General features: G+C 70.2%; 21 protein-coding genes. 15 read left to right on the top strand and 6 right to left on the bottom strand.

Going from position 1 to position 23,355, the window contains the following annotated elements; translation table 11 throughout:
- Nucleotides 1-50: 50 nt before the first annotated feature.
- Both C5E05_RS13455 and purF read right to left on the bottom strand, forming a co-directional pair.
- A complete protein-coding gene (locus C5E05_RS13455) occupies nt 51-683 on the bottom strand; it encodes a biotin transporter BioY (protein WP_104240159.1) in 633 nt (210 codons plus the stop codon).
- 143 nt (nt 684-826) lie between these two features.
- Nucleotides 827-2,284: an amidophosphoribosyltransferase gene (gene purF, locus C5E05_RS13460; protein ID WP_104240160.1), complete on the bottom strand. Its 1,458-nt coding sequence runs from the start codon at nt 2,282-2,284 to the stop codon at nt 827-829.
- Between the two features lie 280 nt (nt 2,285-2,564).
- On the opposite strand from purF, the gene purM reads away from it, so the two are divergent.
- Nucleotides 2,565-3,671, top strand: coding sequence for a phosphoribosylformylglycinamidine cyclo-ligase (purM, locus tag C5E05_RS13465; RefSeq protein WP_104240161.1), 1,107 nt, complete (start codon nt 2,565-2,567; stop codon nt 3,669-3,671).
- A 514-nt stretch (nt 3,672-4,185) separates the two neighbouring features.
- On the opposite strand, the gene C5E05_RS13470 is transcribed toward purM, so the two are convergent.
- Entirely contained in the window at nt 4,186-5,127 is a 942-nt protein-coding gene (locus C5E05_RS13470) for an asparaginase (protein WP_258064866.1), read from the bottom strand.
- A gap of 243 nt (nt 5,128-5,370) precedes the next feature.
- Between C5E05_RS13470 and C5E05_RS13475 the strand changes: the two genes are divergently transcribed.
- The 5 genes from C5E05_RS13475 (at nt 5,371) to C5E05_RS13495 (ending at nt 10,738) form a co-directional block, all read left to right on the top strand.
- Complete coding sequence (locus C5E05_RS13475) at nt 5,371-6,309, top strand: ABC transporter substrate-binding protein (RefSeq protein WP_104240162.1); 939 nt, start codon at nt 5,371-5,373, stop codon at nt 6,307-6,309.
- A 161-nt stretch (nt 6,310-6,470) separates the two neighbouring features.
- Complete coding sequence (locus tag C5E05_RS13480; RefSeq protein ID WP_104240163.1) at nt 6,471-8,150, top strand: aromatic amino acid ammonia-lyase; 1,680 nt, start codon at nt 6,471-6,473, stop codon at nt 8,148-8,150.
- 46 nt (nt 8,151-8,196) lie between these two features.
- Nucleotides 8,197-9,261, top strand: coding sequence for an ABC transporter ATP-binding protein (locus C5E05_RS13485; RefSeq protein ID WP_104305819.1), 1,065 nt, complete (start codon nt 8,197-8,199; stop codon nt 9,259-9,261).
- Entirely contained in the window at nt 9,258-9,983 is a 726-nt protein-coding gene (locus C5E05_RS13490; RefSeq protein ID WP_104240165.1) for an ABC transporter permease, read from the top strand. The genes C5E05_RS13485 and C5E05_RS13490 overlap by 4 nt, the downstream gene beginning before the upstream one ends.
- On the top strand, nt 9,983-10,738 hold the full coding sequence (locus tag C5E05_RS13495) for an ABC transporter permease (RefSeq protein WP_104342187.1): 756 nt from the start codon (nt 9,983-9,985) through the stop codon (nt 10,736-10,738). The genes C5E05_RS13490 and C5E05_RS13495 overlap by 1 nt, the downstream gene beginning before the upstream one ends.
- A gap of 35 nt (nt 10,739-10,773) precedes the next feature.
- On the opposite strand, the gene ald is transcribed toward C5E05_RS13495, so the two are convergent.
- Nucleotides 10,774-11,895 carry an alanine dehydrogenase gene (ald, locus tag C5E05_RS13500; protein ID WP_104342188.1) on the bottom strand — a complete coding sequence of 374 codons (1,122 nt, stop codon included), beginning with the start codon at nt 11,893-11,895 and terminating at the stop codon, nt 10,774-10,776.
- 150 nt (nt 11,896-12,045) lie between these two features.
- Here ald and C5E05_RS13505 point away from each other — a divergent pair, with 150 nt between their 5' ends.
- From C5E05_RS13505 to C5E05_RS13540, 8 genes are all read left to right on the top strand, one after another.
- Complete coding sequence (locus C5E05_RS13505) at nt 12,046-12,519, top strand: Lrp/AsnC family transcriptional regulator (protein WP_104298117.1); 474 nt, start codon at nt 12,046-12,048, stop codon at nt 12,517-12,519.
- A 352-nt stretch (nt 12,520-12,871) separates the two neighbouring features.
- Nucleotides 12,872-14,260, top strand: a complete 1,389-nt coding sequence (locus tag C5E05_RS13510; RefSeq protein WP_104342189.1) for a dihydroorotase family protein — start codon at nt 12,872-12,874, stop codon at nt 14,258-14,260.
- A gap of 2 nt (nt 14,261-14,262) precedes the next feature.
- The gene (locus C5E05_RS13515; RefSeq protein WP_104240169.1) at nt 14,263-15,105 is read left to right on the top strand and encodes an IclR family transcriptional regulator; all 843 of its coding nucleotides are present in this window, start codon (nt 14,263-14,265) and stop codon (nt 15,103-15,105) included.
- Entirely contained in the window at nt 15,098-16,966 is a 1,869-nt protein-coding gene (locus tag C5E05_RS13520; RefSeq protein WP_219819534.1) for a urocanate hydratase, read from the top strand. The genes C5E05_RS13515 and C5E05_RS13520 overlap by 8 nt, the downstream gene beginning before the upstream one ends.
- Nucleotides 16,959-18,077, top strand: a complete 1,119-nt coding sequence (locus C5E05_RS13525) for a DUF917 family protein (protein ID WP_104342190.1) — start codon at nt 16,959-16,961, stop codon at nt 18,075-18,077. Before C5E05_RS13520 ends, C5E05_RS13525 begins: the two co-directional genes overlap by 8 nt.
- Nucleotides 18,067-19,374, top strand: coding sequence for a M20 family metallo-hydrolase (locus tag C5E05_RS13530; protein ID WP_104342191.1), 1,308 nt, complete (start codon nt 18,067-18,069; stop codon nt 19,372-19,374). The genes C5E05_RS13525 and C5E05_RS13530 overlap by 11 nt, the downstream gene beginning before the upstream one ends.
- Before the next feature lie 516 nt (nt 19,375-19,890).
- Entirely contained in the window at nt 19,891-20,571 is a 681-nt protein-coding gene (locus C5E05_RS13535) for an alpha/beta fold hydrolase (protein WP_104342192.1), read from the top strand.
- A 25-nt stretch (nt 20,572-20,596) separates the two neighbouring features.
- The gene (locus tag C5E05_RS13540; protein ID WP_104240174.1) at nt 20,597-21,088 is read left to right on the top strand and encodes an FBP domain-containing protein; all 492 of its coding nucleotides are present in this window, start codon (nt 20,597-20,599) and stop codon (nt 21,086-21,088) included.
- A 28-nt stretch (nt 21,089-21,116) separates the two neighbouring features.
- On the opposite strand, the gene C5E05_RS13545 is transcribed toward C5E05_RS13540, so the two are convergent.
- Both C5E05_RS13545 and C5E05_RS13550 read right to left on the bottom strand, forming a co-directional pair.
- Complete coding sequence (locus C5E05_RS13545; RefSeq protein ID WP_181059585.1) at nt 21,117-21,494, bottom strand: SdpI family protein; 378 nt, start codon at nt 21,492-21,494, stop codon at nt 21,117-21,119.
- A 72-nt stretch (nt 21,495-21,566) separates the two neighbouring features.
- Nucleotides 21,567-21,812: a DUF3073 domain-containing protein gene (locus C5E05_RS13550; RefSeq protein ID WP_104240175.1), complete on the bottom strand. Its 246-nt coding sequence runs from the start codon at nt 21,810-21,812 to the stop codon at nt 21,567-21,569.
- Nucleotides 21,813-22,037: 225 nt separating this feature from the next.
- On the opposite strand from C5E05_RS13550, the gene C5E05_RS13555 reads away from it, so the two are divergent.
- Nucleotides 22,038-23,186 (top strand): NAD(P)/FAD-dependent oxidoreductase, encoded by a 1,149-nt coding sequence (locus C5E05_RS13555; protein ID WP_181057695.1) that lies wholly within the window; start codon nt 22,038-22,040, stop codon nt 23,184-23,186.
- The last annotated feature ends 169 nt before the right edge of the window (nt 23,187-23,355 follow it).

Consider the following 23,355-nt stretch of genomic DNA (forward strand, 5'->3'; position numbering starts at 1 on the left):
CGCGGCCCCGGCTCAGGAGGCGCCCGCGAGGTGCGACGGCGGCCCCGGCCTCACGCATCCACTGCCGGTGCCGTTGCCTGGTCTGGCGAGGTCGGCCGGTCGCGCCGCCGCCGATCGGGGAGGAGCCCCGGGTAGGCCTTGTGCACACCTCGCGCGATGAGCGCCGCGACGACGGCCTTCGCGAGGTCGCCCGGCAGGAAGGCAAGCGCCGACAGGGCGGCGGCCCCGAAGCCGATCTTCGCCACGAGTGCGACGCCGATGATCCCGGGCAGGTAGAGCACGAACACGCCCCCGACGGCCGTCGAGACGATGCCGGGGAGAATGCGGAACGGGTTGCCGAAGCGCTCGACGAGCCAGCCGACCGCGAACGCCGCGATGGGGAAGCCGATGAAGTAGCCGACCGTGGGGCTCGCGAGCACCGCGAGCCCGCCGCGGCCGCCCGCGAGAAGCGGGAGCCCGGCGAGCACCAGGACGTCGAAGAGCAGCAGCGCCGAGAAGCCGCGCTTCGAGCCGAGCACGGCGCCCGCGAGCATGACGCCGAGCGTCTGCAGGGTGATCGGCACTCCGGGGCCGGGGATCGTGATGGCCGGCACCACTCCGAGCGCGGCCACGATGCCGGCGAACACGGCGACCTGCGTGAGGTCGCGCGTGCGATTGCGGGGTGCGGGGTGCGCGTCGGTCATGCACGGGACTCTACCGGCGCGCAGAGCTGCGCACCGACCCCGCTCGGCGGCCGAAACGCACCGAGCGTCCCCGCGGGAACCTATGGAAAACGCATGCTCGTCGTGTGACGAACATGCGTTTCCCGGAGGTCTGTCCCGCTCGGCTAGCTCTTCGTGTTGAGCTCGAGCCAGGCCAAGTACTCGGGAGTCACGGTGCCCGTCACGTACTTGCCGTCGAAGCAGCTCATGTCGAGCTCCTTCACGTCGGAGCCCTCGGTGATGGCCGTGAACAGGTCCCCGACCTCCTGGTACACGAGGCGGTCGGCGCTGATGACCGACGCGATCTCCTCGATCGACCTGCCTGAGGCCACGAGCTCGCCGCGCGACGGCATGTTGATGCCATAGACGTGCGGGTAGCGGACCGGCGGTGCAGCGGACGCGAACGTCACCGAGTTCGCGCCAGCCTGACGCGCCATCTCGACGATCTCCTTCGACGTCGTGCCGCGCACGATCGAATCGTCGACGAGCAGCACGTTCTTGCCGCGGAACTCCGTCGGGAGCGCGTTGAGCTTCTGGCGCACCGACTTCTTGCGCACCTTTTGCCCCGGCATGATGAATGTCCGGCCCACGTAGCGGTTCTTGTAGAAGCCCTCGCGGTAGTCGATGCCGAGGGTCTTCGCCATCTCCATCGCGGTCGGCCTGCCCGAGTCGGGGATGGGCATGACCACGTCGATGTCGCCGGCGGTGATGCTGCGCTCCACCTTCGAGGCGAGGGTCTTCCCCATGCGCAGGCGCGACTCGTAGATGGAGATGCCGTTCATGACGGAGTCGGGGCGGGCCAGGTACACGTACTCGAACGAGCACGGCACGAGGCGCGGGTTCACGGCGCACTGGCGCGAGTACAGCTCGCCGCCCATCGTGATGAAGATGGCCTCGCCCGGCTCCACGTCGCGGACCAGGTCGTAGCCGCCGGACTCCAGCACCAGCGACTCGGACGCCACGACCCACTCGTCGCGGCCGTGCTCGTCGTCGCGTCGACCGAGCACGAGGGGGCGGATGCCGAACGGGTCGCGGAACGCGAGCAGCCCGTGTCCGGAGAGCAGGGCCACGGATGCGTAGGAGCCCTCGACGCGGTCGTGCAGGCGGGAGATCGCATCGAACAGGTCATCCGGCGTGAGCTCGTCCCCGTTGATGCCGTGCTGCAGCTCGTTCGCGAGGACGTTGAGCAGCAGCTCCGTGTCGCTCGACGAGTTCAGGTGCCTGCGGTCGACGTTGAAGAGCTCCTTGCGCAGCTCTCGCGTGTTCGTCAGGTTGCCGTTGTGCACGAGGACGATGCCGTAGGGCGCGTTCACGTAGAACGGCTGCACCTCGTCGTCGCTCTTCGCGCTGCCGGCCGTCGCGTAGCGGACGTGGCCGAGGCCGACGTTGCCGAGCAGGTTCCGCATGTCGCGGGTGCGGTAGCCCTCGCGCACCTGGCCCTTGACCTTCGCGATGTGGAAGGTGTCACCGTCCGCCGTCGCGATGCCGGACGAGTCCTGACCGCGATGCTGCAGGAGCAGGAGGGAATCGTAGATCTGTTGGTTGACGGGACTGGTCGAGACGTGACCAACAATGCCGCACACGCTGGGGGAGCTCCAAGCACAGGTAAGCGGGCCCGCGAGGGCCACTGATTTGACCGGACCCGCGAGGGCCACTGATGTGATGAGGCCCGCGAGGGCCACAGTTTTGACGAGGCCCGCGAGGGCCACGAGTGTGATGAGGCACCGAGGCGCCCTGAACGATTTTCCGATTTTGTCACAGCTCGCGGATCCGCGCGCACCCGCGTGGAGAGGGTTCGCTTCCGGCGTCACGTTCGCGGCGCACTAGGCTGTTGGGCGCATCCCCCCGAGGAAAGGGCATTCTGTGTCAGGCAACGACCTCTACGCCGCCGCTGGCGTCGACACCCGTGCGGGTGACACCGCCGTCGAGCTCATGAAGCGCGCCGTCCAGGCGACCCACGGACCGGAAGTGCTCGGGGGCGTCGGCGGTTTCGCCGGGCTCTTCGACGCCTCGCGTCTGACCTCGTTCACGAAGCCGATCCTCGCCACGTCGACCGACGGCGTCGGCACGAAGGTCGCGATCGCGCAGGCGATCGACAAGCACGACACGATCGGCCAGGACCTCGTGGCCATGGTCGTCGACGACATCGTCGTCGTGGGCGCCGAGCCCCTCTTCATGACCGACTACATCGCCTGCGGCCGGGTCGTGCCGGAGCGCATCGCCTCGATCGTCGAGGGCATCGCGAAGGCGTGCGCCGAGACCGGCACCGCGCTCACGGGCGGCGAGACCGCAGAGCACCCTGGCCTCCTCGGGCCCGACGACTACGACGTGGCGGGCGCCGCGGTCGGCGTCGTCGAGGCTGACCGGATGCTCGGACCGGAGCGCGTGCAGCACGGCGACGTCGTCATCTCGATCGCCTCGAGCGGCCTCCACTCGAACGGCTACTCGCTCGTGCGCCGCATCGTCGCCGACCAGGGCCTCGCTTTCACCGACACCTCCGCGGAGCTCGGCGGCGTCGTCGGCGAAGTGCTCCTCGAGCCGACCCGCCTCTACACCGGCCCCCTCGTCAAGCTCCTCGCCGAGCCTGCCCTCGATGGCGCCGTGCACGCCTTCAGCCACGTCACCGGCGGCGGCATCGCCGCCAACCTCGCGCGAGTCCTTCCGCAGGGCGCCTGGATCGAGCTCGACCGCGGCGCGTGGTCGCCGAACGACATCTTCCGCGTCCTCGCGGGCTTCGCGGGCACCGACCTCGAGTCGACGGAAGGCACCTGGAACCTCGGGATCGGGATGTTCGCGGTCGTCGACGCCCAGCGTGCATCCGCGGTCGTCGAGTGGCTCGAAGCCGCTGGCCTGCCGTCGTGGGTTGCCGGCACGATCTCGACCGAGTCGCGCGACTTCGACGGCTTCGAGCAGGGCGCCAAGGGCGTCGATGGCGGCGCGGTGCGCCTCGTCGGCAGCTACGCCAGCTAGGGCAGAACACGAGCCGTCGCGTCTCGCCGAGAGGCGAGGGCGCGGCGGACACGCGGTGCCGTTCGCCCGCGACGTGACCAACTTGCGTGAGCTACGCGTGCGTTGAGGCGGTTTCGGGGCTGCGGGCGTCGATATTGCACTGATGTTGGCCACGCGCCGGCGGGACTTGGGCGTCACGCGCGGGCGGCGGAACGGCGGCTGGGGCGGCTGGGGCGAGTCTCGGCGCAGCGCCTGCGTGGGGCGGCGCCGCGGGGCCGTGACCAACTTGCGTGAGCTACGCGTGAGTTGAGCCGGTTTCGGGGCTGCGGGTGTCTGCATCTCACGGATGTTGGTCGCGCGGCCGCGGGGCGAGCCTCAGCTCGGCGGCCGAACAGGGCAGGGCGGCGCCGCGGGGCCGTGACCAACTTGCGTGAGCTACGCGTGAGTTGAGCCGGTTTCGGGGCTGCGGGTGTCTGCATCTCACGGATGTTGGTCGCGCCGGTGGTGCCTCGGCGGGCGCAGCGGCGCCGCGGCGCTACTCGGCGGCGAAGGCCGCCGCGATCTCCTCGGGCGTCGCCTCGTTGGCGATGAGGGCGGCGAGCAGGATGCGCGCCTGGCCGGCCCGCAGGACGGCCGCGTGGATGGCGCCGACAACCGCGAGGTCGTGTCCGCCTCCGCCTCCGCCGTAGCTGGCCTTGAGCACGCCGAACGGCACGCGGCTCGACACGACGAGCGGGATGTCCGATGCTTGGCATTCCCAGGCCGCGGAGACGACGCTCTGGCTCGCGTTGCCCGAGCCGAGGCCGACGAGGACGATGCCCTGCACGCCGGCCTCGAGGCTCGCATGCAGGTGGGTCGCGTCAGCGCCGGGGCTGACCGCGACGGTGTCGACGCGCATGCCGGCGACGGGCGCGGGAAGGTGCAGGCGGCGGGCGGGCTTGTCGGTGACGCTGCGGAACGCGTCCGCGCGGTCTGCTGAGGCCTTCGTCAGCCCCCACGCCTTGAGGAGCCTGCCGCCGAACGCGACGAGCACGCCTCGGCCGCGGTTCTCCGGGTCGAGCGCGGCGGCGAGGGCTGCCGCGACGTTCGCAGGCCCGTCCGGCGACTCCGACTCGGCCGTGAACTGCGAGCCGGTGAAGACGACGGTCTTGTCGCTCTCGAGCTGCAGGTCCGTGAGCAGCGAGGTCTCCTCCATCGAGTCGGTGCCGTGCAGCACGATGACGGCGCTGACCTCGTCGTCTTCGACCTGGCGTCGCACCTCGTCGCTGATCGACTGCATGTCGGCGAGCGTGAGGCTCGACGAGTCGACGGCCATGAGGTTCACGGCGCGCAGCTGGGCGCCGTGCGCTGCGGTTCCCTCGAGCAGGGCATCCGCCCCGAGGCTCGGCGTCGTCGCGCCCGATGCCGTCGTCGTGCTGGCGATGGTGCCGCCCGTCGCGATGACGGCGATGAGCGGGATCGAGGATGAGGTCGTCACGTGGTCATTTCTACCCGGTTTGGCTTCCGCGCGCGCTGAGGGTTGACTTCGCCCAATTCGTGCGAATGTACTGAGGATGCGCCGCATCTGGTTCGGGAACACCGGGCCGGTCCGCGACGTTGCGCACGTAACACAGAGTTAATTCGCGCTATCCGGGAAGCGCGCTCCGAATTCATGGGGCACATTCCTAAGATGGCCGAACTCACTGATGTTCTGGCTACCGCCGAAGATAGGGGACCCCCAATGCAGAAGAAGCGTCTGATTACCGGAGGCATCGCTGCACTCGCAGCGATCGGCCTCCTCTCGGCCTGCTCCAACCCGACCGCTCCCGATGCTGGCGGCACCGACGGTGGTGCCGCATCCGGCGACACGATCGTCGTCTCCTCGGCGAACTTCCCAGAGTCCGAGATCATCGGAAACCTCTACGCGGAAGCGCTGAAGGACGCCGGCTTCACCGTCGAGACGCAGTTCAACATCGGCTCGCGCGAGGCCTACATCCCCGCGCTGTCGGACGGATCGATCGACCTCATCCCCGACTACACGGGCAACCTCCTCATCTTCCTCGACCCCGAGGCAGAGACGACGGACGCGGAGACCATCAACACGAACCTCACCGCAGCGCTCGAGACGGAGGGGCTCACGGGCCTCACCCCGGCCGACGCCGAGGACAAGGACGCGGTTGTCGTCACGAAGGAGACCGCTGAGAAGTGGAACCTGACGACCATCGCCGACCTCGCCGCCCATAACGCCGAGATCACCTACGGTGCCCCGGCCGAGTTCCAGGAGCGCCCGCAGGGTCTGCCTGGCCTGAAGGCGAACTACGGCGTCGAGCCCGCAGCGTTCACCCCCATCGCCGATGGTGGCGGACCGGCAACGGTCGACGCGCTGGTCAGCGGACAGGTGCAGGTCGCGAACATCTTCACGACGTCGCCCGCGATCGTCGAGAACGACCTGGTCGTGCTCGAGGACCCGAAGAACAACTTCCCGGCCCAGCAGGTCATCCCTGTCGGCAACACCGAGAAGCTCACCCCCGAGGTCGCTGAGGTCATCGACGCCATCTCGGCGCAGCTGACGACCGACGAGCTCATCGCCCTCAACACGCGTGTCTCCGGTGACGAGAAGGTCGAGCCCACCAAGGCCGCGACCGACTGGCTCACCGAGAAGGGCCTGCTCGGCGCCTAGGCTCCGCTTCCCCATCATGCGGTGACGCTGCGAGGGTGGATGCGGGCGAGTCCGGCCGCATCCACCCTCTCAGCAGCAACACCCTGAACCACCGACTTCCCGACCGACTCTCCCCGCTTTCCTCACCTCCAGCTCCAAGATCTACGAGAAGCGAGTTCCGGATGCAGCAGCACGCAGACGCCGAACGGCCGCACGTGCGACCCACGATGCGCCCCAGCAAGCGGGCAGCGCAGGGCAAGCGGTCGGTCACGGACGCCTCCTCGGCCGGAGTCAACGCGCTCGCTGGCACCAGCGCAGAGGGGGCGTTGCCGCTGACGAGCTTCGTCATCGGCCGCGACCGGATGACGCCGCGGATCCTGGAGCGGCTCGCCGTCACGGTCGGCCACCTCGACATCGACCCGCACGTCAGAGTCCGGCTCGCGGAGGCGCGGGGCGTCATCGAGAGCGTCATGGCCCGCGGGGAGCCCGCGTACGGCGTCAACCGCGGCCTCGGGCCGCTGCGCGACCAGGAGATCCCGGAGGAGCTGCAGCACGCGTTCCAGCTGTTCGTGCTCGCCTCCCACGACGCGGCGGTCGGCAAGAACCTCACCCCCATCGAAGCGCGAGCCGTGATGCTCGCGCGCCTCGCCGTCATGGCGCAGGGCAACTCCGGCGCCACGACGGCGCTGTTCGAGGGCCTGCGCTGCCTGCTCGAATGCGGCGTCACCCCGGCCATCCCCTCCGAGGGGTCCGTCGGCGCCGCCGACCTGTCGATGCTCGCCGCCGTCGGCAACGTGCTCGTCGGCCGCGGGCGCGTGCTCGACGAGACCGGCACGCAGACCGTCCCCGCCCGCGAGGCGCTGGCGACGGCCGGCCTCGTGCCGCTCGAGCTCGCCGCGAAGGACGGGCTCGCGCTCGTCGGGGCGAACGCCGCCTCCGTCGGCATCGCGGCCCTCACCTCCGTGCGGCTCGACCGGTTCACCGCATCCGCTGACCTCGTCGTCGCCCACACCTTCGACGCCCTGAACGGCAGCGTCAAGGGCTTCCAGGAGAAGGTCGTCGCGGCCAGGCCCCACCCCGGCCAGATCAGGGCGGCCGCGCGCTTCCGCTCCCTGCTCGGCTCGAGCCGCGCCTACGGGCCGGCCACGGCGGGCTCCCTGCAGGACCCGCTCTCCATGCGCACCGTGCCGCAGGTGCACGGCACCCTCATCGAGCAGGCGGATGTGCTGCGCGAGTCGGTCACGGTCGAGCTGAACGCGCGCAGCGAGAACCCGTACATCGACATCGACAACGACGTCATCATCTCGAACGGCAACTTCTCGACCATCCAGATGGCCATCACGGCCGACTCCGTGCGCCTGCTGCTCGCGCACTTCGGCATCATGAGCGAGCGGCGCTGCTCGCTCATGATCAGGCGCCTCCGGTCCGAGCGGTCGCTCGTCGAGCAGGTGCTGTCGATCGACGACGCCGACCATCCGTTCGTGCCCGTCATCCTCGCCAACACGGCGTCGTCGCTCATGGCGCGCCTGCAGCAGCTCGCGGCGCCGGTTTCGCACCTCGGCGGGGTCGTCGGCGACGGCGTGGAAGACCACAACGCGCAGGGCTACCTGGCCGTGCGGCTCCTCGAGGACAGCCTCGAGGCGGCCGAGCGGCTCCTCGCCATCGAGGGGCTCCTCGCCGTCGGCGTGGGCGTCGCCGCGCCAGCCCCGAGCATGAAGGACCGCGCTCCGCTTGTGGTGCAGCTCTCGAAGCGCATCCGCGAGACCCTCGCCCTCAACGACCCGGCGATCATGACCTCTCAGCGAATCGACCGCGTGCGCGCCGACATCGCCGAGCTGAGCGAGCACGTGCAGGACGCGTGAGCTCCACGCTCGCCCAACGACCACCCGTCACCAGCCAAGGAGCAGCATGATCACCTTCGAGAACGTCACCAAGACGTATCCGGATGGCACCACGGCGGTGAACGACCTCAGCCTCAACATCGAGGAGGGCTCGTTCACGGCCTTCGTCGGTCCGAGCGGATGCGGCAAGACCACGTCGATGCGCATGATCAACAAGATGATCGACGCGTCCAGCGGCCGCATCACGGTCGCGGGCAAGGACGTCGCGGACGTCCCCTCCACCCAACTGCGCCTCGGCATCGGGTACGTGATCCAGAACGCCGGCCTCTTCCCGCACCGCACCGTGCTCGACAACGTCGCGACGGTGCTGCGCCTGAAGGGGGTCCCCGCGAAGGAGGCCAGAGCGAAGGCCATGGATGCCATCGAGCGCGTCCGCCTCCGCCCCGAGCTGGTCCACCGCTACCCGGCCGACCTCTCCGGCGGCCAGCAGCAGCGCGTCGGCGTGGCCCGTGCCCTCGCGGCGGATCCGCCCATCCTGCTCATGGACGAGCCGTTCAGCGCCGTCGACCCGGTCGTGCGCGACGAGCTGCAGCAGGAGATGATCCGGCTGCAGCGCGAGCTGAAGAAGACGATCGTGTTCGTCACGCACGACATCGACGAGGCCCTCATCCTCGGCGACAAGATCGCCGTCTTCGGGCCGGGTGGCGTGCTCCACCAGTACGCGGCAGCCGAGGAGGTCATGACGAGGCCCGCCAACACGTTCGTGTCGAGCATGATCTCGAAGGACCGCGGCTACCGCGCCCTCACTTTCCGGGACGCCTCGCTCACCGCGGAGCCCCTCGCCGACGCCGTGGCCGGCATCATCGGCCTCGATGGGCACACGGCCGAGTGGTCGCTCGCGGTCGACGAGGACGGCCGCCCAGACGCGTGGCTGCACCGTGCGAGCTCGCTGCGCGTCCCGGTCGGCGCGGTCGTGACGCTCGACGACAACCTGCGGCGCTCCCTGGATGCGGTGCTCGCCTCCCCGGCCGGCCTCGCGATCGTCGTCGACCAGGCCGGCGTGGCCACCGGAGTGGTGCGCGGCGAGGCCGTCTTCGCCCGCGTCGCGGACGCGAGCGGCGAGCGATCATGAACTGGCTCATCGCGAACTGGGAGACGGTCTGGCCGATCATCATCCAGCACACCGTGCTGTCGGTGGTGCCGACGGTGCTCGGCCTCGTCATCGCCCTCCCGCTCGGGATGCTCCTCGTCGGGCGACCGCGCGGACGAGGCGTCGCGATCATCGTCGCGAGCATCGTCTTCACGATCCCCTCGCTCGCGCTCTTCGTCGTGATCCCGTCGATCGTGGGCACGCCCATCATCAGCCCGCTCAACGTGATCATCGCGCTGACGCTCTACTCGACGGCGCTGCTCATCCGCACCGTGCTGGAGTCGCTCGACGCGGTTCCGGACGATGTGAAGGACGCGTCGAGCGCCATCGGCTACTCGCCCATCAAGCGCGTCATCGCAGTCGAGCTGCCCCTCGCCATCCCCGTGCTCGTCGCCGGGCTCAGGGTCGTCGCGGTCACCAACGTCTCGCTGGTCTCCGTGGGCGCCGTCATCGGCGTCGGCGGCCTCGGCCAGCTCTTCACCGCCGGGTTCCAACGCGACTACCCTGACCAGATCTTCGCCGGCATCATCACGATCCTCGTGCTCGCGTTCATCTTCGACCGCGTCATCGCGATCATCGGCGTCGCGACCACCCCGTGGCTGCGCAGCGACCGCGTGAAGGCGAAGCGGGCGTCGAGGCGCACACCGAACGAGCGCACCGAGACCGCCATGCTCGACACCGTCATCGCGAAGGGGGACATCTGATGTTCAACGAGATGCTGTCCTACTTCCTCGACCCGGCCAACTGGGCGGGCTCCGCGAGCATCCCAGCCAGGGTCGGCGAGCACCTCTGGTACTCGCTGCTGGCGGTCGCGCTGGCCGCCGTCATCGCGTTCCCGCTCGGTCTCGTCATCGGCCACACGGGCAAGGGCACGACGTTCATCGTCGCCACCGCCAACGTGCTGCGAGCGCTCCCCAGTCTCGGTCTCATGACGCTGCTCGTGCTGCTCATGGGCCTCGGACTGTTCCCGCCGGTGATCGCGCTGGTCGTGCTCGCCGTGCCCCCGCTCCTCGCCGGCGTCTACTCGGGTGTCGCGAACGTGAGCCGCGCGACGGTGGATGCGGCGCGCGCCATGGGCATGACCGAGTGGCAGATCGTGTGGCAGGTCGAGCTGCCGAACGCGATGCCGCTCATCGTCGCGGGGCTCCGCAGCGCGGTGCTGCAGGTCATCGCCACGGCGACCATCGCCGCCTACGTGAACCTCGGCGGCCTCGGACGCTACATCTTCGACGGCCTCGCCGTCACCGACTACGGGCGCGTGCTGGTCGGCGCTGTCCTCGTCACGGGGCTCGCGCTGGTCGTCGACGGCCTGCTCGCGCTGCTCGGGCGACTCGTCGTCCCTGGCCGCACCAAGCGTGGGTCGAAGGGTGCCGGGGCTGAGGCCGGTGCCGGTTCTCGTGCCGGCGCCTCCTCGGGCGCGACCGCCGCATCCACGAGCGCGGCCACGGCGAGCGCGTAGCCCCCGGGCGGGCGGGCGCGGCGCCAGGGACCGAGCTACTCGGCGGCGAGGACCTCGTCGACCGGGCGGTAGGCGAGGCCGAGCGCCGTGGCGACACCTCGGTTGGTGACGTGCCCGCCGTGCACGTTGAGGCCGAGCGCGAGGGCATGGTCCTCCTGCATGGCCCGCTTCCAGCCCTTGTCGGCGATGGCGGTCACGTACGGGAGCGTCGCGTTCGTGAGGGCGCGCGTCGAGGTCTCCGGCACGGCACCCGGCATGTTGGCGACGCAGTAGTAGATCGAGTTGTGCACGGCGAACGTCGGGTCGTCATGCGTCGTGGGGTGGGAGCCCTCGAAGCATCCGCCCTGGTCGATCGCGATGTCGACGAGCACGGAGCCCTTCTTCATGCCCGCCACCATCTCGTCGGTGACGAGCTTCGGGGCAGCGGCGCCCGGGATGAGGACGGAGCCGACGACCAGGTCGGCCTCGGCGAGCTGCGCCGCGATCTCGTACGCCGACGATGCCCGCGTCTGGATCTTGCCCTGGAACTGCACCTCGAGCTCACGGAGGCGCGGGATGTTCAGGTCGATGATGGTGACGTCCGCGCCCATGCCGACGGCGTTCGCGGCGGCGTGCTCCCCGGCGACACCGCCGCCGATGACGACGACCTTCGCCTTCGGGGTGCCGGGCACGCCGCCGAGCAGCAGGCCGCGTCCGCCAGCGGCCTTCATGAGGTGGTAGGCGCCGACCTGGGTGGCGAGGCGGCCGGCGACTTCGCTCATGGGCGTGAGCAGCGGCAGGGAGCGGTTCGGGAGCTGCACCGTCTCGTACGCGATGGCGGTCGTGCCGGCGTTCGCGAGCGCCTCCGCCTGCGCGCGGTCGGCGGCGAGGTGCAGGTAGGTGAAGAGCACCAGCTCGGGGCGCATGTGGCGGTATTCGGCGGCGATGGGCTCCTTCACCTTGAGCAGCAGCTCGGCCGTCGACCAGACCTCGTCTGCGGTCGCGAGGATGCGCGCACCCGCCGCCTCGTAGGCGGTGTCGGCGATTGCCGAGCCGAGGCCGGCCCCTGCCTCGATGAAGACCTGGTGGCCGTGGCGCTCCAGCTCGTGGACCCCGGCGGGCGTGATGGCCACGCGGTTCTCGTTGTTCTTAATCTCCGTCGGGACCCCGATGCGCATGATTACCCCTTCGTGTTCGTGCTCGTTCGGTGCTTCTCTCCGGCAATCATGCGCAGAACGTGGTTCGAATACGATGAATGCCGAAGAAACATCGGCATGTGCGGGAGAATCGGGGCAGAACTTCGCTGAGGAGGCACGCGCGTGGGTGAAATGCCGAAGGAACTACGGGCCGTCGACGCCGGAGTGCTCGACGATGTCGACCGCCGTCTCGTCGAGCTGCTGCAGGCCAACTCGCGGCAGTCGAACACGCAGCTCGCGGCCGCGGTCGGTATCGCCCAGTCGACGTGCATCGCGCGCGTGCGCTCGCTCGTCGATCGCGGCATCATCACGAGGTTCACGGCGGATGTGGGCCTGCCGCAGCTGGGCCTCGCGCTGCAGGCCCTCATCAGCGTCAACATCCGCTCGGGGCAGCGCCAGGAGCTCGCGCACTTCGCGGAGGAGATGCGTGCGCTGCCCGAGGTCGTGCAGATCTTCTTCCTCGGCGGCTCGGAGGACTTCATCGTGCACGTCGCCGTCCGCGATTCGAACGACGCGCGGGAGTTCGTGGTGGCGAACCTGTCGACGCACCCTGCCGTCGCCTCCACTCGAACGAGCATCGTCTTCGACCACCACCGCATCCGCTGAGCTGCCGCGTCGTGCGTGCCGCGTCCTGCGCGCCACACGGCAAGACGTCGGTCCTTGGCGGATTCACGGAGGTGGCGACCTGCAGATACCCCAGGTCTGCGAGCGTCGGGGCCGTATCCCGCGCAGACTTCGGGCATGTGCAGGCGCGGCGGTGCGCACGCCTGCGCAAGGCCGAGGTCTGCGTAGCTGGAGTGCGCCCGACCCGCAGGTCACCTTCGTCTCAACGCCGGCCCAACGCCGACCCTGACCAGCGCTGAGCAGCCCGCTCCGAACCGGCTCCGGCACCCGCAACTCATCCCGTGATCTGAGAACGCAGTAGCCGGAACCGCCGTGACGTTCTTATTCTGTGTGCATGGATCCAGTAGCGCAGGCGCAGGACGACCTCGTCGCGACCCTCATCGTGCGTGGGAAGATCCGAGACCCGCGCGGCGTCTGGGGGCCAGGCGAGGTGTGGGCGGCGGGGCCGCGCATCGTCGCGGTGCACACGGGCCGCTCCCGCACCCCGGCACCCGCTGGCGCCCGCATCGTCGACGTCGGCGACGCCTACGTGCTGCCCGGGGTGGTGGATGCGCACGTGCATTCCCTCTCGCACGGCGGCGAGGGCATCGCGGCCGCGACGAGGGCCGCCACGGCCGGCGGCGTGACGACGATCGTCGAGATGCCCTATGACGGCACCGGCCCCATCAACAGTCTCGACAGGCTCCGGGCGAAGCAGGACCTCGCGAACGATGAGGCGCACATCGACGTGGCGCTGCTCGGCACGCTCGCGCCCGGTGGCGGCTGGCGCGCGGCCGGCGAACTCGCCGACGCTGGGGCTGCCGGCTTCAAGGTGTCGCTGTTCCACACGCACGAGACGCGCTTTCCTCGCATCGACGACCGGGAGCTGCTGAGCGTGATGGCCGCGGTTCGGGACGCGGGACGCACGCTGTGCACGCACGCCGAGAACAACGAGATCATCCAGGCGCTCCTCGGCGAGGAGCGAGCGGCGGGTAGCACCGACCCGCAGTCGCACTCACGCTCTCGCCCGCCCGTCTCGGAGACGCTGGGTGTGCTGACGGCACTCGAGGTCGCCGCCGACACTGGGGCCAGGCTGCACGTCTGCCACCTGTCGCTTCCCCGCAGCGTCGACCTGGTCGACTGGTACCGGACGCAGGGCGCCGACGTCACGCTCGAGACCTGCCCGCACTACCTGACCTTCACCCAGGACGACCTCGAGACGCAGCGGGGACGCCTGAAGATCAACCCGCCGTTGCGGGACGCGGAGGCGCGCGACGGGCTGTGGGATCGCCTCGGCAAGGGGCTGGTGAGCGTGGTCAGCTCGGACCACGCCCCGTGGTCGAGGGAGCTGAAGGACCACGACGTCATGCTCGACAACAGCTCGGGCGCGCCGGGCGTGCAGACGCTCGTCGCCGCGACGCTGGGCGGCGCGCTGCGTCGTGATCCGTCCGGCACGCTGCTGGCGCAGGCGGTGGATGCGCTCACGATCAGCCCAGCGCGCCGCTACGGTCTCGACGCTCGCAAGGGGTCGCTCGAGGTCGGCAAGGACGCCGACATCGTCGTATTCACGCCGGGGGACGCATCCATCGAACTCGACCGGATGCTCTCGAACGCGGGCTGGACGCCATACGAGGGCATGTCGCCCGGCGGCAGCGTGACGCACACCTTCTCCCGCGGCGAGCTCGTCTACTCCGACACCGCTGGGCTCCTGGCGCGTGCGGGCCGGGGAGAGGTGCTGGTCTGACCATGAGCGATCTGCGACCGAAGGCGGACCCGAACGGACGGCCCATATCCGGGGGAGCGGCTGCCTCCGGTGGGGCTGGGGGGACCGGGGGAGCCGCGTACAAGTCGCTGCACCGTGGCCTCGAGATCCTGCAGCTCATCCAGGGCCGAGGGCGGCTCAAGATCTCGGAGATCAGCAGCGAACTCGGGATGCCGCTGTCGACCGTGTACCGCTACGTGACCGTGCTTCGAGACGCGGGCTTCGCGATCGAGATCGACGGCTACCTCATGCCGTCGAGCCGCCTCGCGGAGAACGACGACGCCTCCCCGCACCTCGTGCGCTACGCGGCACCCGTGCTGCGTCGCCTCAGGGAGCTCACCGGCATGACGGCGATCCTCGCCGTGCGCGTGCACATCACGGCCGTGTGCCTGGAGGTGTCGTACGCGCATCCGCAGCACCGCATCCCCTTCGGCCGCGGGAAGGTGCGCAGCCTCTACGCGGGGGCGACGGCCCTGCCCCTGCTCGCGTACGCACCGAAGAAGGTCGTGCGCGAGCTGCTCTCCGGCGGCCTCCGCGCGTACACGACCGCGACGATGAGCCCGGAGATGATCGAGCCGTACCTGCGGCAGGTGCGCGCCGAGGGGCACGCCGTCTCCTACGGGCAGATCACCCCTGGCATGGTCGGCATCGGGGTGCCCGTCTTCGCGGGCGGCCGAGTGCTGTGCTCCCTGTCTCTTGTCGGTGACGAGCGGCAGACTGGTGTACTGGACGAGCGCGTCGCGCTCCTCAAGCAGGGAGCTGCAGAGCTCGCCGCGAAACTGCCGTCGAACGTCGACCTCGAAGTCTGGAGCGACCAGAGTGCCTGAAATCGCCGCGAACCCCGCAGCCCCGTCCCCCGCCTTCGAGGAGTCCGCGCCGCCCGTGTCCGGGCCGCTCGCGAGCCCCATCCTCGCGCGTGGAACGCAGCCGATCACCGCGCAGCGCGGCACGAAGCTGCGCGCGAGGAACTGGCGGGCCGAGGGCCTGCTTCGCATGTTCGAGAACGTGCTCGAGGTTGGAGAGAACGCGGCGGAGCTCATCGTCTACGCGTCGCTCGGCAAGGCCGCCCGCAACTGGGACGAGGCCTGCCGCATCGTGAACTCGCTGCTCGAGGTCGACGAGGCCGAGACGCTGATCCTGCAGACGGGCGCCGCGGTCGGCATCATGTCGACGAAGCGCGACTCGCCCATGGTGCTCTCCGCCGTCAACAACACCGTCGGCAACTGGGCGACCAGCGACCGCTTCTACGAGCGGTATCGGGCCGGGCAGACCATCTGGGGCGGGCTGACGGCAGCCGCCTGGCAGTACATCGGCAGGCAGGGCGTGCTGCAGGGCACGTACGAGCTCCTCCGCGAGGTGCTGGTCCAGCACTACGACGCGCGGGCGGAGGGCCGGTGGATGCTCACGGCCGGGCTCGGCGGCATGGGCTCAGCCCAGCCCATCTCGGCGCGCATCCTCGGCCTGTCGTCCCTGACCGTGGAGATCGACCAGGTGAAGATCGACCGGGCGCTCGCGGTGGGCGGCGTCGACGTCCTCGCACCCTCGCTCGACGACGCGCTGGCGCTGCTCGAGGCGGCACGCGCCGAGGGCATCCCCGCCGCCGTCGCGCTCCGCGCCAACGCGGCGGCCGTCTTCGCGGAGCTCGCCGCGCGCGGCGTCGTCCCGGACATCGTCACCGACCAGACCGCCGCGCACGACGCGCGCTACGGCTACGTGCCCCTCGAGTACACGCTCGACGAGTGGATCGCCGCCCGTGAGTCCGAGCCGGAACGCGTCGAGGCCCTCGCACGCGCCTCCATGGCCAAGCAGGTCAAGGCCATGCTCACGCTGCAGGAACGCGGATCCATCGCCTTCGAGAACGGCAACAACCTGCGCGTGAAGGCGTTGGAGCACCTCGGCGAGAGCGAGACCGAGCGGGTCAACCGCATCCCCGGCTTCATGGAGGCCTACCTCCGGCCGCTCTTCGCGCGCGGCATCGGTCCCTTCCGCTGGGTGTGCCTGTCCGGCGACGTCGAAGACCAGCTGACGATGGACGCGCTCGCTTCCTCGCTCTTCCCGGACCGGCCCGAGGTCGCCGAGTGGCTCGCGCTCGCGGGCGTCCACGTGCCGCAGCAGGGCCTCCCCGCGCGGTCCTGCTGGCTCGGGCACGGCGAACGCTCGCGCCTCGCACAGGCCGCGAACGAGCTCGTCGCCGACGGCCGGCTCACGGCTCCCGTGCTCTTCAGCCGCGACCACCTCGACTCCGCCGGCATGACCCATCCGCGCATCGGCACCGAGGGCATGCGAGACGGCTCCGACGGCGTCACCGACTGGCCGCTCCTCGACGCCATGCTGCTCTCCACGGCCGGGGCCGACCTCGTCGCGATCCACTCGGGTGGCGGCGGCTACACCGGGTGGATGCAGTCCGCCGGCGTCTCCATCGTCGCCGACGGCAAGCCGGAGACCCTCGAACGACTCCGCCTGGCTCTCGACCTCGACACGGGGCTCGGCGTCATCCGCCACGCCGCCGCCGGCTACGAGGAGGCCGCGTCCGCCATCGAGCGGAACGGCGAGACGGGCGACGCCCCCATCGCCGCCCTCGGGCTCGCCGCGCGCGGTGCCCCCGCGTCCGCCGTGCCGGCCGCAGAAGAGGCCGCAGCGCCGGCGGCATCCACCCCCACCGACCCCGAAGGGAACGCCCGTGCGTGAACTGACCCAGGAAGACGCCGTCCACGGAGTGCTCGGAGGCGGTGTGCTCGCGTGCGGCGGCGGCGGGTGGAAGCACCACGGCGAGCTCATGGGCCGCATGGCGACCGAGCTCAACAGGCCGGTGCTCGCGGGCATCGACGAGCTCCCGGAGGACAGCTGGGTGGCGACGGTCACCGCGATCGGCGCGCCAGCCGCGAAGAACTGGGAGATCCGCCCCGTCGACTACGTGCACGCCCTGCAGGAGCTCATCAGGGCGACTGAGGTGCCCATCTCGGCCGTCATGACCGCGCAGAACGGCTACTCGACGACCCTGAACGGCTGGATCCAGTCGTCCGTGCTCGGCGTCAAGGTGCTGGACGCGGCCGGAGACGTGCGCGCGCACCCGACGGGCAAGCTCGGCTCGCTCGGCCTCGCCGAGCGAGAAGGCTACGTGGCGACGCAGGTCGTGTCGGGCGGCAACCGCGCCCTCCACGGCCACTTCCTCTCCGTGAACCGGGGCACGATCAACACATGCGACGACGTGCTGCGCGACATCTCGGTGCGCACGGGCGGCTTCATCGCCGCCGCCCGCAACCCGGTCGAGCTGAGCTACGTGCGCGAGCACGCCGCGCACGGGTCGATCTCGCTCGCCCTCGACCTCGGCAGGGACATGGCGGCGGCGCTCCGGAAGCGCGGCGCCGGCAAGCAGGAGGCGTTCGTGCAGGCAGTCGTCGAACGCCTCGGCGGCACGGTCGTCTCGCGCGGGCCGCTCGGCCTCGAGGTGCCGACCGACACGCACGGAGGCTGGGACCACGGCACCTTCCGCATCGGCGACTTCACGGTGCCGTACCTCAACGAGTACATGGCCATCGAGTCGGGCGGGGAGCGCATCGCAACCTACCCGGACACGATCATCCTCCTCGACCCGAAGCTCGGAGAGGCGGTCGCGGTGAAGGATGCCGCCGAGGGGCAGGAGGTTGTGCTCGTGTCAGTGCCGGCCTCCGGGCTGCCGGTGTCGTCGTCGGCGATCGACGAGTCCGGGCTCGCCGAGATCGAGCAGATCATGGGCATCGACTTCCTGAAGTACCGCGACTCCGGCCTCGTCGGCGGAACGGCCGGCTATGCCGGCTGACACCGCGGATGCGCTGCTCGGCGCCGTCGACCCGTCGCGTCTGCGTCCAGACCAGCAGCGGGTGCTCGCCGACCTGACCGACCTCGCCGGCCTCATCGAGAGCGCAGAGCCAGGGTTCTCCCGTCGAGTGTTCTCCGACGCGTACCGTGCGGGGCGCGAATGGGTGCGAGACCGGATGCGCGCATCCGGTCTCGACGCGCACATCGACCCGGCGGGCAACGTCGTAGGGGTGCTGCGCGGCGCGAACTCGTCGCTGAAGCCCCTCATGACCGGTTCGCACACCGACACCGTGCACGCGGGCGGACGCTACGACGGCATCGTGGGCGTGCTCGGCGGCATCGAGGTCGCGCGGCGCCTGCGCGAGGAGGGCATCACGCTCGCACGTGACCTGTACGTCGTCGACTTCCTCGGCGAGGAGGCGAACTCGTTCGGCGTCTCCTGCATCGGCTCGCGCTCCATCGCGGGGCTGCTCCTCCCCGAGCACCTCGAGCGCACGAACGGCGACACGGCGCTTCGGCTCGGCGACGCCATGACGGGGTTCGGCCTCGACACGAGCGGCGCCCTCGGCCAGGCCTGGGCGCCCGGGTCCCTGCACGCCTACCTCGAGCTGCACATCGAGCAGGGGCCGCAGCTCGAACGCAGCGGCAAGCAGATCGGCGTCGTGACGGCGATCGCGGGCATCGAACGCCTCATGGCCGCGTTCTCGGGCCGAGCAGACCACGCGGGCACCATGCCCATGCAGGGCAGGCACGACGCGCTCATCGCGGCCGCCGAGGCGATCCTCACGATCGAGCGAGAAGCGTGCGGGGCCCCCATCCACGGCGTGTCGACGACGGGCCGTATCGAGTCGTCGCCTGGCTCCTTCAACATCGTTCCAGACGAGGCGCGCATCTGGGCCGAGATGCGCAGCGTGGATGCGTCGTGGCTGCACGGCGCGAAGCGTCGCGTCGCCGAGGATATCGCTGCGGCTGCCGCGCTCCGCGGTGTCGAGACCGCCATCGAGTGGCTCAACGACCAGGACCCGGTCGCGGCCGACCCCGACGTGCAGCGCCTCCTCGGCGACGCCGCGGACGCGCTCGGCTACACGTGGGAGGCCGTGCCGTCCGGCGCGGGCCACGACGCGGCGCACCTCGCGCACCTCGGACCTATGGGCATGATCTTCGTGCCGTCGGTCGGCGGGCGCAGCCACGTGCCCGAGGAGTTCACCGAGGCCGACGACATCGCGGTCGGCATCCACGTGCTCGCGACGGCGCTCGTCGCCGCCGACCGCAGCGAGCGCCCCCTCGCCGTGAGCTGACCGCGCCGGCCCGCCCTCGCGCCCTCGAGCCCTCGCGCCCTCGAGCCCGCCCTCGCCGCTTTCGGGATGGCTTTCGCGCTTCGGGATGACTTGCAACCCATCCGCGTGCGTGTATGCCATCCCGAAACTTCACTGGCCGCTTCGTGACGTCGCCCGCCCGCCCGCGCGCCGCGCCCGCCGCCCCCGCGCCGTCCGGTTTCGGGATGGGTTTCACGCTTCGGGATGACTTGCAACCCATCCGCGTGCGTGTATCCCATCCCGAAACTTCACTGGCCGCTTCGTGACGCCGCCCGCGCCCGCGCCGCACGGTTTCGGGATGGGTTTCGCGCTTCGGGATGAGTTGCAACCCATCTGCGTGCGTGTATGCCATCCCGAAACTCGCGCCGGTCGCGCCGGGCCTGCGCTGGGCGCTTCGCGCCGGCGCAGGCCCGAGTAGAGCGAAAGCCCAGGCACGGCCCCCAAGGTGGGAGGGTGTGTCGGTCAGGTGGCCGGCGGTCGGGAACGAGGGGAACGCCCATGGCTACGTTTGTGCTCATCCACGGTGGAGGATCGTCGAGCTGGGACTGGCACCTTGTGGCCCCGAAGCTGGAGGAGGCGGGCCATCGCGCGGTCGCCGTCGACCTGCCGATCGAGGAGCCGGGTCTGTCGCTCGTCGACTACGCGGACTCGGTCTCGGCGCAGCTCGACGAGGCGAGGGGCGACAGCTCCGACGGAGACGGGCAGGGGGAGCAGCTGGTGATCGTCGGCCACTCGCTCGGCGGCTTCTCCGCCGCTCTCGTGGCTGAGCGTCTCGACGCCGACGGGCTCGTCTACGTCGCGGGCATGATCCCCAAGCCGGGCGAGACGATGCAGGAGTGGTGGACGGCGACGGGCCACAGCGCGCTCGGCGTCGATGCCGAGGACGAGCTCGTCTACTACAACCTCGTGCCGGACGATCTTGTGGTCGACGCGAAGGCGCACGTGCGCGAAGAGTCCGGCTCGTGGATGGATGCGCCGTGGCCGGGCGTCGGCCGCGAGGTCCACACGGGGTTCATCGCGCCTGAGGACGACCTGTTCTTCCCGCTCGAGTTCGCGAAGCAGCTCGCCCGCGACCGTGCGGGGGTCGAGGCGGTCGTGGTCCCCGGAGGCCACTACGTCGCCATCGGCGCGCCTGACCCGCTCGCGAGGGCCCTCGCGGAGTTTGCTGACGGCCTCTGACCGGGAGGCTGGGTACGCTCGTCAGATGCAGCAGCTCACCGAGGCCCAGATCCGGGATGCGTTTGTCAACGCCTCGCGCAAGGAGGTCAGCGACCTGACGTTGCTACCTGGGTTCCACGACGTGGACTGGGAGCGGCGCGACTACCTCGGCTGGACGGACCCGAAGCTGGGGCGTCGCGCCTACGCGGTGATCCCGGTGGACGGGGACCTCGTGGCGATCATGTTCGAGCGTGCGCGGAAGCTGCCGACTCGGCGCGCCATGTGCTCGTGGTGCGAGGACGTGACGCTGCCCAACGACGTCGTCTTCTACAGCGCGAAGCGCACCGGCGACGCAGGCCGTCGCGGGGATACCGTCGGCACGCTCGTCTGCGCCGAGTTCGAGTGCTCGACGAACGTGCGACGCCTTCCCACGTCGGCGTACATCGGCTACGACCGTGAGGCGGCCCGCGAGCAGCGCAAGGAGAACCTGCGGATGCGCGCTGCGAGCTTCGCGAGGAACCTGCGCGACGGGGTCTGAGCGCCATCCACCGGATGTCGCTCGGGGTCTACTTGCCGGCGACGGCCTTGGCTGCGCGGTGGGCGATGACGAGGCTCAGGATGACTCCCGTGAGCGTCGAGATCACGGCGAGGGAGAGCGCGACGAGGTACGGCGCGACGGAGTTGGCGGAGAGCACCGAGACGATCGCGAAGACGATGCCGGCGCCTGCACCGGTATTCGCCGGGCGCAGTGCCGCCTCGTGGCCGGCGCGCCAGGCTTCGTCGGATGCGCGAGTCGCTGCGGTGCGCAGACCTGCGTACCCCCAGCGGTCGAGACGCCCGTCAGCTCCCCAGCGGACCGTGAGCATGCTCATGAGGTTGCCGACGACGAGGATCACTGCCACTGCGATGGCGGCAGGGAAGCTCGGGGGCTGGAGTTCGATCACCAGGTGATGAGGTCGGCTCGGAGTCAGACGAGGGCAGCGGCGGCAGGACTCCGGGGAGTCGTGCTCGCACGCTTACGCGCGCTTCTGCTCGTAGCCGCTCGCGTCGTCGTCTTCGTCGGCGTCATCATCGTCGAGGTACTCGGACCACTTCGAGAGGATGTCGTCGTTGGGTTCTTCAGTGGCTGGCGGACTCGCCGGGTAGCTCGAGGAGCCACCGGAGAGTTCACGTGCCAGCGCGTCATAGTTCGTCTCATGTACGGAGTACTTGAGCTCACGGGCGACCTTGGTGTGCTTCGCCTTTTGACGGCCACGCCCCATGCGTAACCCCCTTATAATTCGGGCCGGGCAGGAATGGCCACCCGGTCGCAAGTCGTTAACGAAAATCTGACGCTCACATTACCACGGCGGCCGAGCGAATCTTCGGTGCGCCGACCCGGCCGCGTCACTCTGCGTCTCTAGACTGTGGCCTACCGGACCCGAGCTCGTCGACAGTCCGATGTACCCGCAGAGCTGCGCCCGCAGCGCCTCGACAGGAAGCCGGACGTGCTCACCGTGAAGACCGACATCGACCTCGTCGTCATCGGCGCGGGTGTGCCAGGTGTGACGGTCGCTGCGACGCTCGCCGAGATGGGCCTCCGGCCGCTGCGGGATTTCGTGGTCTTCGATGCCGAGCCGCAGCCCGGCGGATCCTGGGGACGCGGGTGGGACTTCCAGACGGTGGGGCACACGCCCCTGCTCTCCGGCCCGCCTGGGCTCTCTGAGCTGGGCATCCGTCTCAGCGATCAGGATCCTGAGGCCATCGTCCGCGACATCATGCCCCCGCTCATGCGGCGCTACGAGGATGCGTACGACCTGTTCGTGGCCCGCCCGGTGCGGGTGCTGCGCGTCGAGGCGATGCGGCGCTCGCCGTTGCTGACGCTGCACATCCAGGTGGGGGACCGCCCGCCGCGCACGATCACGACGAGGTACGTCATCAACGCGACTGGCGACTGGTCGTCGCCGTTCGTGCCCTGGTATCCGGGTGCCCTCGACTTCGCTGGCCAGCAGCTGCCGTCCGCGCACATCGAGTCGCTGGCGGGATTCTCGGGCAAGCGGGTGCTTGTCGTCGGCGGTGGGCGCTCGGCGGTGACGATTCTGCGTGAGCTGGAGCCGATCGCGGCGAAGACGGCGTGGTCGACGCGTCGTGAGCCCGACTTCCACGAGCTGCCGCGCCTCACGCTGCCGTCGCGGACCGATTCCCGGCAGCGGGAGATGGATGCACGCCACGAGGCCGAGTTCGTCCGATTCGTCGAGCGAGGGGAGCGTCTGCCGAGCGAGGTGAGCGTGCGCGGCATCCCACTCTCGAGGGGGACTCTCGCTGCGGTTCGGCGGGGGCTGCTCGTCTCGCAGGGTCCTCTCGCGAGCGTTCAGCCGGATGGGGTGACGTTGGCGAGCGGTGAGCGCTTCGAGGCGGATGCGATCATCTGGGCGACGGGGAGTCGTCCCACGATGCGCCATCTCGCGCCCCTGCAGCTGCGCGAGCAGGGCGGCATGGCTCGTCTGCGCGACGGGTGGAGTCGCCGAGACAATCGCGTCGCGCTGCTCGGCTACGGAACGAACCGTCGGAACCCGGTGGCGGCCCGCCTCGATGCCGAGCATCTCGCGGAGGGCGTCTTCGATCGCCTCGGCGAGACCCCGGCCACGGTGAAGTAGCCCCTCCTCCCTGACCGCCCCTCCTCCCCGCCCCTTCTCGCGCTGAAAGTCAGCCAGATGCACGCTCCCGATCGGCGGACGCTGCATCTGGCTGACTCTTCCACCGGGGATCAGCGAATCAGGGGTCAGCGAGTCAGGGGTTCCGGGGGCAGAGGGAACGGGGGCAGAG

It is taken from the genome of Pseudoclavibacter sp. AY1H1 (assembly GCF_002931055.1).
In the GTDB taxonomy this organism is placed as follows: Bacteria; Actinomycetota; Actinomycetes; order Actinomycetales; family Microbacteriaceae; genus Pseudoclavibacter.

Coding starts and splice junctions, on each gene's coding strand:
- C5E05_RS13530 (WP_104342191.1), top strand. CDS start 18,067: ATGCCGGCTGACACCGCGGATGCGCTGCTCGGCGCCGTCGACCCGTCG.
- C5E05_RS13540 (WP_104240174.1), top strand. CDS start 20,597: ATGCAGCAGCTCACCGAGGCCCAGATCCGGGATGCGTTTGTCAACGCC.
- ald (WP_104342188.1), bottom strand. CDS start 11,895: ATGCGCATCGGGGTCCCGACGGAGATTAAGAACAACGAGAACCGCGTG.
- C5E05_RS13475 (WP_104240162.1), top strand. CDS start 5,371: ATGCAGAAGAAGCGTCTGATTACCGGAGGCATCGCTGCACTCGCAGCG.
- C5E05_RS13510 (WP_104342189.1), top strand. CDS start 12,872: ATGGATCCAGTAGCGCAGGCGCAGGACGACCTCGTCGCGACCCTCATC.
- C5E05_RS13490 (WP_104240165.1), top strand. CDS start 9,258: ATGAACTGGCTCATCGCGAACTGGGAGACGGTCTGGCCGATCATCATC.
- C5E05_RS13535 (WP_104342192.1), top strand. CDS start 19,891: ATGGCTACGTTTGTGCTCATCCACGGTGGAGGATCGTCGAGCTGGGAC.
- C5E05_RS13455 (WP_104240159.1), bottom strand. CDS start 683: ATGACCGACGCGCACCCCGCACCCCGCAATCGCACGCGCGACCTCACG.
- C5E05_RS13480 (WP_104240163.1), top strand. CDS start 6,471: ATGCAGCAGCACGCAGACGCCGAACGGCCGCACGTGCGACCCACGATG.
- C5E05_RS13485 (WP_104305819.1), top strand. CDS start 8,197: ATGATCACCTTCGAGAACGTCACCAAGACGTATCCGGATGGCACCACG.
- C5E05_RS13495 (WP_104342187.1), top strand. CDS start 9,983: ATGTTCAACGAGATGCTGTCCTACTTCCTCGACCCGGCCAACTGGGCG.
- C5E05_RS13550 (WP_104240175.1), bottom strand. CDS start 21,812: ATGGGGCGTGGCCGTCAAAAGGCGAAGCACACCAAGGTCGCCCGTGAG.
- C5E05_RS13515 (WP_104240169.1), top strand. CDS start 14,263: ATGAGCGATCTGCGACCGAAGGCGGACCCGAACGGACGGCCCATATCC.
- C5E05_RS13505 (WP_104298117.1), top strand. CDS start 12,046: ATGCCGAAGGAACTACGGGCCGTCGACGCCGGAGTGCTCGACGATGTC.